The organism is uncultured Gimesia sp., from assembly GCF_937919775.1.
Classification (GTDB): domain Bacteria; phylum Planctomycetota; class Planctomycetia; order Planctomycetales; family Planctomycetaceae; genus Gimesia.
The window spans coordinates 1-8658 of the sequence record NZ_CALFPF010000018.1 but is presented as its reverse complement, the minus strand read 5'-3'; the positions used below and the strand labels follow the sequence as shown (position 1 = coordinate 8658).

Genomic DNA, 8658 nt, shown 5'->3' with positions numbered 1-8658 from the left:
CGGCTTTTGAGGGACGGAACCACCACTACTTTCATCTATATTTTTTGGCAAGTTTTAAAAAAACCAGGCAAGATAGGGCATTTTTGATAGGAGATGACAACGGTGGTGAACAGAGTCAGCGGGGATTCAATCAGGAACGGTGGTTTTCGAGGTACTCTCGTAACAGTAACGCCTGAACCAAGCGTTTTACGCTGTTACGTTACACTGTTACATTGTTACAGAAACCAAAACACGAAAAAACATGCTGGTTTATACCTGAACAATGGCCGGGGATATGTGTTGACAGGATGCGGTCAGCAGATAACAATGCAGGCTCATAAAGCAGCGATGCATGTAAAGTTAATTTCAAAAAACAAAGTAAAAAACAGAGTGCAAACCTCTACGCGGTGTGCGACTAACCGTAAGGCGTCCGGGGCGGATTTTACACCGCCTTTGAAGCAGCACGTCGAGGTTTGCACTTTTTTTCATGCGCTATTCTCTGCGCAAAGAAAGGTGTCTCTTATGCACACTTCCCTCAATCCCTCTTGCGTCTGCTCTACTCTTCACGAAACCCCAGTAGAGCAATTATTCCAGCAGTCAACCGACTGGGAAAACACGCAGCCAGTCAAACAGTCAGCAGAACGGGCTGAAGGTTGGCCGATTTACTACGTCGATGTTCCCCGTGAATGGGAACCAGGATCGACCAGCGCAATACCGCCAAACGCAAAACGGTTCAATAACTTCAAGATTGCTTCAGAAGTGGCAGCTATGTTGAATCGAGATATCCTGAAGAAACGTAATGGCGGTTCGGTTTGGTCATGGTACATCAGAATCAAGAAACGGTCGGACAGGCAAGGGATTATTTGCGTTAATGTGCCTGGATACCAGAAATGGAAACCAGCAAGCGCGTACGAACTCCCACCAACGAAATTCGTTCTCATGGGGACAGAAAGTGAAGCGGCTAAGGGGTTGGATCTGATCAACAGCAGATTATCTGCCAGTCAGGGAAGACCACAAAGGGCGTTTATCATGTATTCCATCGGATGCGAGACACACAAAGAGTAAGCAGTCTATCGTTTCCCCGTCTGGTATTCGTATCAGACTGGGATTCTTCACACCTCCCAGAATCGCACAGGATGCACTCTAACGCGATGCAAGGCAAAGGCGACTGATACCATTCGTAAACAGACCACAAAAGGGGGAAACGGCAATGGCGAGTATAAAGGTAACGGTGATCAAAAGAGACAATAGCGACAATTATTATGCCCGATGGACTGATCCGGTTACATTTCGGGAACGTCGCAAGAGTACCAAAACGAAAATCAAGCGTGATGCGGAACGGTTCGCGCTGCGACTGGAAAAGGAAATAAACGAGGGCAGCTATTACGACCAGTCAAAGACAAAGTGGGCAGACTTCAAAGAACGATACGAAACAGAGGTAATGCCCGGTTTCGCTATCGAGTCAGTGAATAAGGCACAGGTTATATTTCGGCACGTTGAATCGATCATTAACCCGAACCTGTTGATTCAAGTCGATGCGGACGCAATCAGCAAAATGGTAAAGGATCTACGGGAAACCGGACTCGAGGAAGTGACCATAAAGGGTTATTTGATCTACATCAAGTCTGCTCTGAACTGGGCACACTCAATCGGTATGCTTCCCAGTGTTCCGAATTTCCCAAAGTTCAAACGCATTCGAGAAGAAAAGGCGATGCGTGGGCGCCCTCTCTGCTTGGAAGAGTTAGAACGGATGCTGGAAGCCGTTCCGAGTATCTGCGGCAAAGATCAGGCCGAATCATGGCGGTTTCATTTGCGGGGCTTGTGGTGCTCTGGATTGCGTCTCGCAGAGTCTTTAGACCTGTACTGGGATCGAGAAGACAAACTATCAATTGATCTCACTGGTAAACGTCCTATGCTCAGAATTCGCATGGAGTCAGAAAAGGGAAACAAAGACCGATTGCTTCCGATCGTTCCTGAATTCGCTGCTCTCCTGCAGGAAGTACCAGAGGACGAGCGAACCGGCCCGGTATTCAATCCACAGGCCCGGAAGAAACGAGCCGAACGAATGCTACCGTCTACGATTTCCAAGCAGATTGCCGACATTGGCGAGAAGGCTAACGTGGTCGTCGGTGATAAAGGAAACATCGACAAGGAAACAGGCAAGCGGAAACCCCGCTATGCGTCTGCTCATGACCTGCGGCGTTCATTTGGTGAGCGTTGGTCTCTCAAGGTGATGCCGGACGTTCTAATGCTGCTGATGCGTCATTCTGACATTGATACGACGATGAAATACTACATTGGCCGGAATGCTCAGAAGGCAGCAGACGTGATCTGGGGAGCCGATGCCGACTCTGTGACCAATCTTGTGACCAGTGACCAAAACGCAGAAAATGTAAAACCCAGCAAGCAAGCGAAAGCCTGTAAATAAAGGCGTTTTTGAACACCCCCGGCAGGGTTCGAACCTGCGACCTATGCTTTAGGAAAGCATTGCTCTATCCAACTGAGCTACGGGGGCTGATGAATGGTCCTACTATAGTAGGGGCTCTGGTGATTCGTCAAACGACTGATTCCGCGGTTTTCGTTATGACACGAAAAATGTCAGCGGAAGTCCTGATCGTCCGCTTCCCTTCAGAATCATCCGTTAGATTGAGAGAACTTCTAAGCTTTCGGTTCGGCTTTGACGTAAAGTTCTTTCGGTGCGGTCTCGTAATATTTGAACATGGCCGGGCAGATCCAGCCTTCCATTTCGGAATCTTCAAACCGGTAATAGTTGCCCCCCTGATCGCCGCGCAGCCAGATCAGTTTTTTCTGGTACTCGGGAAACGGCTTTGCCGAGAACAAGAGCCGAAAGCCTTCGTCGGCAGTCGGGATATCCTTCACGATCACGTCGATCATTTCAGGCACCCCCGCCACAAAGGGCTCCTGCACCAGTCCTGCCGAATTGTCATCAAAGACCCACGTCCCCTGATGCCGATAGGGGGCGATTACCATGATCGCGTTTTCGCGTTGACCGGGTCCCGATAATCTCAGTAAGTTATACTTCCACGCGATGCCGACAGAGACCACCACCAGCCCCAGAATTAACAGGCTCACACGTCGCCATTGAAAGCGTGGTTGAGTTTGTTCGATTATCTCGCTCGACATCATTTGTCCCTCGTTTGAAATGCTGTCTTATCTCGCTATCAGACGTCTCTCGCAATCAGACGTCCTTCAAACGACAGTTTAACGGACAGTCAGGAAAATTGCTAAACATTATCACGCTGTTTAAATCTTGTTGACCGTCAGGACTTTAATAACGGTATTCAACTCCGACGCCGGTCGCGCCGGGCCAGGTCATCGGGAACACGGACCAGTATTGATCTGCATGCTGCGTGGCATCGACGGCGTTGGTCGCGATCCAGGCCATCCACCAGCCGAGGAATACCTGCGACGGATAATGCCTGTTGTCGTTAACGCGGGACAGCGGAGCCAGCGTGGAACCGGCATAAAACGCCAGCTTGAGCAGCGGTTTATCGGTCATCTTGGCCGCCGCCAGAAACGGGATGGCCCCCATGAAGCTGTGGCCACTGACCCCGTTATTATCCTGGAACGGTTTCCACATGCCATTGGAACTGGTCTCGCCCGGGCGCGAGGCACCGGTGATGTATTGCATCGCGAGCATGGGAGGCGTACCAACCAGAGTGGCCCGGAGCGAACGTTCGCCCCATTCGCCTGCGATCCCCGCCATCGGAACCCGCTCAAACAGTTTTCCTGCGACCCAGGCGGCCGCGTAAGCCGGCAGTGTGTAGCGACCATTGCCCAGTTCTTTTTGCGCGTGTAATCCATGCAGCCATTCGTCCGAACTGGCACTGTGCACACTGATCTGAAAGTGATTCTGGATTCCGCCGTCCAGCGACGTATTTGCGATAATGGCCCCCACGCCGAATCCCCCCGCTAACCAGGTCAGTGACTCTTTCGAGTAGTAGTTAGCATGGTCGAGTTTCACCCGACTCCAGAGCGTCAGCCGTTCCACATCCAGGTCGCTACCGAAAACCGAATCAGGATCGTCGGTTTCATCTAGAGTCTCGTTCTCGAGAAATCCCTCAACCGTATCCACTGCCGTCGAATCGTCGCTTTCACCGAAATCATCCGCCAACACCTCATCCGAGTCGGCTTGCGCTAAGATCTCCTCCGGGGACATAGGGAGCCAGTCCGGATCAGAGGCACCGGTGCCAACGGAATTGGCCGTTCCCCCCTCTGTATTATCCACGTTAAGCGGGTCATCGGTTTCACGTGACTGTGTGACCTGCTGGTGTGTCTGTCGCTCTCCGGTGACGGGGCTTGTTTGTGGTGCATCGCCTGAGAGAGACGATTTCATACGCCCGACACCCGTGCTCGCGCAACCTGACAACAGCAGAAGCGCAGTCACACACAGGGAGACCAGAATCTGGAATCCTCGCAACCGGCCTGGTGCATCTCTTGTATGCAATGTCAGCGCTGAATGTGATTTCATTAATTGTGATGTATTGAAGACGGGCAGCTAAAGAAGTGCAGTCGAGGACGAGGGGAAGCAGTGAAGGGAGATGTCGAGCTGAGAAGTGAGAAGGAATTAAAAAATGCGGGACGGTGCCGGATTCACAAATACGGGACGAGAGTAATCCAAAGTTGCCCGGAGCGCTCGAGGCAACCGTTCGTATCTATGAGGACAACCTTATCAGGTTTGGAGTAACCCGATCATGATCCTGGAATTTTTCAATTAAGAGCATTAACCTCATTTCTCGTGGTTAAACTGAAATGAGGAAACCATCGATCGGAATAGTAAAGTTCGAAGGCCGCTTGAAAATAGGATGTGGCATCATGCTGCAGTTCCGAGTCGGGTGCAGCCTGCTGATTCAGTTGATGGCTGGACCGATCCAGTTTGAAGCTTTCCGCCGATTTGCCGAACCCGAGCACGACCATGCGATTCCCGGCATCGAGCAGCGCCACATCGTGGTTATGCTGCATGATGGCACGCCCTTTTTTCGGATTTTTCTGAAGCGCATCGTAACCGAAAAAGACCGACCGATAGTCACTGCCCAGCCGCCCCATAATGGTCGGTGCGATATCCAGCGAGCAAGCCAGTGTACTGCAGCGTGTTCCCTGGCCTTTGCCTTCCGGTTGAATCATTAATACCGGTACTCGATAGGAACTCATGGGAAACAGCTGGCTGCCGGTCACACGGGCTCCGTGGTCACCCATCACAACAAAGATCGTATTTTTGTAAAAATCGTGCGATTGTGCTTCACGAAAGAAATAGCCCAGTGCCCAGTCGGCATACTTGACTGCGTTTTCACGCGATTGCGTGTTCTCAGGAATTCGCCCTTCCGGGTAAGTGTAAGGTCGATGATTGGAAACGGTGAGCAGTGTGGCAAAAAACGGACGCCCGGTTTTGTGCATGCTGTCGAGTTCGCCGAGCGCCTTGCGGAACAGGTCTTCATCACTAACTCCCCAGGCATTCGCAAAGATGGGGTTGTCGATGTCTGACTGCTCAATGAACCGGTTAAAACCATTCGACTTCATGAAGGAACGGACGCCATCGAACAGACCACGCCCCCCCGTCATAAACAAACGCTCGTAACCACGCTCGGCGAGAACGTTCGCCAGCGTATAGACACGATCGGAATGATCTCGTTTGAGAATCGATTCCGTGGGAATCGGCGGCATGGAGGTCAGCACCGCCTCCAGTGCACGCGCGGTTCGATTTCCCGTGGCATAAAAATTGTCAAACAAAATCCCTTTGCGGGTCAGCGCATCGAAGTTCGGGGTGAGCTTACGGCCATCACCCAAAACTCCGATAAAGTCAGAACCCAGGCTCTCTTCCAGAATCAGGACAACGTTATAATCCTGTTGGGGTCTCCCCGTATCCACAATGCGGTCGACGGGATTATTCGACCCCTGTGTCAGTTCGTCATGCTCTCCCACAATCTGCTGTCTCAACCGCTGATTTACCTCAGACTTTCCAATGGTGACATAGTTCTCTTTGAAGTCGAACCGGCAAGTCCAGGCGTAGTACACAAAACTGTATAAACCGTTCCAGGTACACTCGTTTGCAACCCGGTCGCGAGAAACCTGACGACTTTCCGCGCCCGTTGCCGTCCACAGGACCATGATTGCGGTGAGACAGACTGCCAGAAAACCATAACGCCGCTTCCAAGGCATAGGTGTCGCGATTTTGCTGTGGAAGCGTTTCCGGAACAGAAACCAGAGACTTCCACCACACAGGCCGACCGTGGCCATAAGCTCGATCAGCGGATACGACTGCCAGATGTTGCAGCACACCTCAGTGGGATAAACGATGTATTCAAAGGCAATGTAATTCAGTCGTGACTGAAATTCATCGAAGAAAATGAATTCCGCAATGCACAGGAACGGCAGGAACATAAAGGCAATAATCCATGCCCCGTCTAATAACAGGCGGCTCGTCTTCCCTTGAACTCTGCTGTTGGAAACGAGAGTGATGTGCATTAACTGAGGTAGCACGAAACACAGCGCGACCAGTACATCGAACTGTAATCCGACCAAAAACAGACTGAGTCCCTGCCACAGGGAGAGTTTTTCAAAATCCGCATAGGTAACCACCATCACGGTTCGCAGCAGCAGCAGGTAGGAAACAGTAATCGCAAAAATGATGGCGATCACGGAATACCGGCCCAGCCATTCCGATAACGCAGAACACCAGATCCGTACGGTAGCAAACAGTCCGGAATGCGTTTCCAGAACTTTATTTGAGCGTAGATCCGCTGCATGCTGCTCTGACTTTGACAGATGGGGAATCGCATCCGATGATAGTGAAATATTTGACATTGATCGAAAATCCTTCTTCGAAAGTCTCATCTCTGATTTATTGCAGGTCGGTTGTCACTGAAGTCATTCAGGAGGAGCTTCGATTTAGCATGCACCGAAACTCCGAATTCTTTAGTAGTTAATGATAAATAAAAATTCTTCAGACGATCTTTGATTTCAGAACCTGCAGATACCTGCCTCCGCAGGAACCGCAACTCCTAAACGTTTAGTATTACACAGTAAAAAAACAGAATCATTCACGGTGGTGCTGGCGCGTTACTTTCTGCCTATCCTCAAGTTCTTCATGTTCAAACAATTCGTGTACTTCAATTCGACCTCCATAGGCATCAAAATCATTAAGGGAAAAGCCGAAGTCATGCAATGCCCCCGCGGTCCAGCTCGGCCAGGGGGACCAGTTGGCACGAGGTGAGGCCAGCGCATCAACGGGTAACCACACAAAACCAATCAAAACAGCCGCCATTAACAGGCTGAATGTCGCCGCTGAACCTGAAACAGGGGTGCGGCGGTTCAATTGGTTACACCTGGCGATTTGCGTGAGTCGACGGGCGCGTTTGGCAACGATACTCTTACCGCGGCCAAACGCCAGCGGTGTCGGAGTCTCGTCCGCCTGCGAGGCGCTATACTCAATGATGGTCAGCAACGTTCGCAAATACGATGCAATCTCCGACGGCGAATCAATGGCTGCCTCATCACAAGCAAATTCACGACTGAGCGCAGACTCCTGCGAGGCCCACCAGACCATCGGATGAAACCAGAAGATCACTTCCACCAGACGCTGCAGGAACAACTGCAGCGGATGTCCGGTTTTGAGATGCTCCAGTTCATGGCGGATGATAAAGTTAAATTTCTGGCGTTCAAATCCGAGCAGGTACTCGGGTACAACGATATAAGGAAAGTGAAATTGCGAGCAAAACGGAGTCGTCAGCCGGGAACTGGTTAACAACTGAATTCGCTGCTTCAGCGGACGCTCAGAGATTCCAGGAATTTCATTCCGGTTTTCAGGGGAAATGAATTCCTCGGGATCAATCGACTGGCAGGTTTTCAGAAATCGATTCACCTGAAAAGAGCGGATCGTAAACACCGTCAGAGAAATCACCGCGCCCGCCAGCCAGACAAAAAACAGGGCGCGTCCCACCTGCATTTCGATGGTCACGAGCGTGGTTACATTCTGCGTACCAATGGCGGCCCAGGGTTGGAATAATCGAGGGTGGGGAAACAGCAGAGCAACGACGATCAGCAGCAGCAGGACCACATAACAGACGGTCCAGAGGCGGCACTGCAGGCGTTCGCTGTTCACCAGCCGTCCCAGCCAGTGGGCCACGATAATCACAATCGTCGCCTGTACGGAGAGCGACACGACCAGCTCAAGAAACTGTGTTGACGTCATGCGTCTTTCTCCAGTGATTGAATCGCCTGTTTCAATTCCTCAATATCCGACTGCGACATGGAATCGCTTTCGAACAGGCTGAGTACGAGCGACTTCACCGAACCGCCAAACAGTCGCTTGGTCAGATCATCGGTCATACTGCGGCTGATTTTCTCGCGCGAGACCACCGGTTCATACACATAGGCGCGGCCTTCTTTCCTTCTGCGGACGACTCTGCGTGACTCATCCAGAATTTTCAGTGTCGTCATCACGGTCGTATACGCCAGCGGGCGTTCAAGTGAATCAACCACATCCTGAACGGTGGCGCGTCCTTTCCGCCAGACGACATCCATGACTTCGAGTTCACATTTTGTCAGATGTAGTTTTGCCATAAAACAATCCTTTCACTCGAATGGATCTCAAGTGCATTGTCGTAATCGAAGTCAAAAACAGGGCGTGGCCTCGCGGGTCACGTATTATTATGTCAAATC

7 protein-coding genes and 1 tRNA gene are annotated in these 8658 nt (G+C 51.1%); 2 read left to right on the top strand and 6 right to left on the bottom strand.

What is annotated here, in order from left to right; translation table 11 throughout:
• The first annotated feature begins 306 nt into the window (after positions 1-306).
• Together Q0294_RS00475 and Q0294_RS00470 are read left to right on the top strand one after the other, a co-directional pair.
• Positions 307-1044 (top strand): hypothetical protein, encoded by a 738-nt coding sequence (locus tag Q0294_RS00475; RefSeq protein WP_299459512.1) that lies wholly within the window; start codon positions 307-309, stop codon positions 1042-1044.
• A gap of 145 nt (positions 1045-1189) precedes the next feature.
• Complete coding sequence (locus Q0294_RS00470; protein WP_299459509.1) at positions 1190-2407, top strand: site-specific integrase; 1218 nt, start codon at positions 1190-1192, stop codon at positions 2405-2407.
• 13 nt (positions 2408-2420) lie between these two features.
• On the opposite strand, the gene Q0294_RS00465 is transcribed toward Q0294_RS00470, so the two are convergent.
• The 6 genes from Q0294_RS00465 to Q0294_RS00440 all read right to left on the bottom strand — a co-directional run bounded on the left by Q0294_RS00465 (position 2421) and on the right by Q0294_RS00440 (position 8559).
• Positions 2421-2494: transfer RNA gene (locus Q0294_RS00465), tRNA-Arg, on the bottom strand.
• Positions 2495-2637: 143 nt separating this feature from the next.
• Positions 2638-3123, bottom strand: coding sequence for a DUF6717 family protein (locus Q0294_RS00460; RefSeq protein ID WP_299459506.1), 486 nt, complete (start codon positions 3121-3123; stop codon positions 2638-2640).
• 145 nt (positions 3124-3268) lie between these two features.
• Positions 3269-4336, bottom strand: a complete 1068-nt coding sequence (locus tag Q0294_RS00455) for a phosphatase PAP2 family protein (protein WP_299459504.1) — start codon at positions 4334-4336, stop codon at positions 3269-3271.
• A gap of 374 nt (positions 4337-4710) precedes the next feature.
• Positions 4711-6801, bottom strand: coding sequence for an LTA synthase family protein (locus tag Q0294_RS00450; RefSeq protein ID WP_299459501.1), 2091 nt, complete (start codon positions 6799-6801; stop codon positions 4711-4713).
• 232 nt (positions 6802-7033) lie between these two features.
• Complete coding sequence (locus Q0294_RS00445; RefSeq protein WP_299459499.1) at positions 7034-8188, bottom strand: M56 family metallopeptidase; 1155 nt, start codon at positions 8186-8188, stop codon at positions 7034-7036.
• Positions 8185-8559 (bottom strand): BlaI/MecI/CopY family transcriptional regulator, encoded by a 375-nt coding sequence (locus tag Q0294_RS00440; protein WP_299459497.1) that lies wholly within the window; start codon positions 8557-8559, stop codon positions 8185-8187. Before Q0294_RS00440 ends, Q0294_RS00445 begins: the two co-directional genes overlap by 4 nt.
• Positions 8560-8658 lie beyond the last annotated feature (99 nt).

Excerpts from the sequence above, each read along its gene's own strand:
- Q0294_RS00475 (WP_299459512.1), top strand. The coding sequence starts at position 307 with ATGCAGGCTCATAAAGCAGCGATGCATGTAAAGTTAATTTCAAAAAAC.
- Q0294_RS00450 (WP_299459501.1), bottom strand. The coding sequence starts at position 6,801 with ATGTCAAATATTTCACTATCATCGGATGCGATTCCCCATCTGTCAAAG.
- Q0294_RS00455 (WP_299459504.1), bottom strand. The coding sequence starts at position 4,336 with ATGAAATCGTCTCTCTCAGGCGATGCACCACAAACAAGCCCCGTCACC.
- Q0294_RS00445 (WP_299459499.1), bottom strand. The coding sequence starts at position 8,188 with ATGACGTCAACACAGTTTCTTGAGCTGGTCGTGTCGCTCTCCGTACAG.
- Q0294_RS00460 (WP_299459506.1), bottom strand. The coding sequence starts at position 3,123 with ATGTCGAGCGAGATAATCGAACAAACTCAACCACGCTTTCAATGGCGA.
- Q0294_RS00470 (WP_299459509.1), top strand. The coding sequence starts at position 1,190 with ATGGCGAGTATAAAGGTAACGGTGATCAAAAGAGACAATAGCGACAAT.
- Q0294_RS00440 (WP_299459497.1), bottom strand. The coding sequence starts at position 8,559 with ATGGCAAAACTACATCTGACAAAATGTGAACTCGAAGTCATGGATGTC.